Source organism: Microbacterium sp. P5_E9 (genome assembly GCF_054049175.1).
Map to the genome: position 1 here is coordinate 1 of NZ_JBFUMV010000183.1, position 505 is coordinate 505.

Below are 505 nucleotides of genomic sequence, written 5' to 3' on the forward strand. Positions count from 1 at the left end.
GTGTAGCCCGGCCCGCCCGCCGCGGAGCAGCGCTGCCTATTTGATGCCCGTGGTGGCGATTCCCTTGATGAGGAAGCGGTGGCCGACAAGGAACACGAGGACCACGGGCAGCAGGGACACGATGGACATCGCGAAGAGCGAGCCCCAGCTTGTCGCGGACTGCGAGTCCACAAACGCCCGCAGCGCCACCGGGACGGTGAACATCTCGGGATCCGTCAGGTAGATCAGGGCTCCGAAGAAGTCGTTCCAGGTCCAGATGAACGTGAAGATGGTGGTGGTGGCCAGGGCCGGGACCATCAGCGGCAGGATGACCTGCAGGAAGATGCGCGGGTGGCCGGCGCCGTCGATCCGGGCGGCTTCATCCAGTTCCTTCGGAATGCCGCGGATGAACTGCACCATGAGGAACACGAAGAACGCGTCCGTTGCCAGGAGCTTGGGCACAATCAGCGGCCAGAAGGTGTTCACCCAGCCGATCTGCGAGAACAGGATGTACTGCGGCACGATG

At 63.8% G+C, this 505-nt stretch carries 1 protein-coding gene; it reads right to left on the bottom strand.

The window, feature by feature from the left end; all coding sequences use genetic code 11:
• Positions 1–36 precede the first annotated feature (36 nt).
• A partial coding sequence (locus ACXJ3V_RS20885; protein ID WP_457102269.1) for a carbohydrate ABC transporter permease occupies positions 37–505 on the bottom strand: 469 nt, incomplete at its 5' end.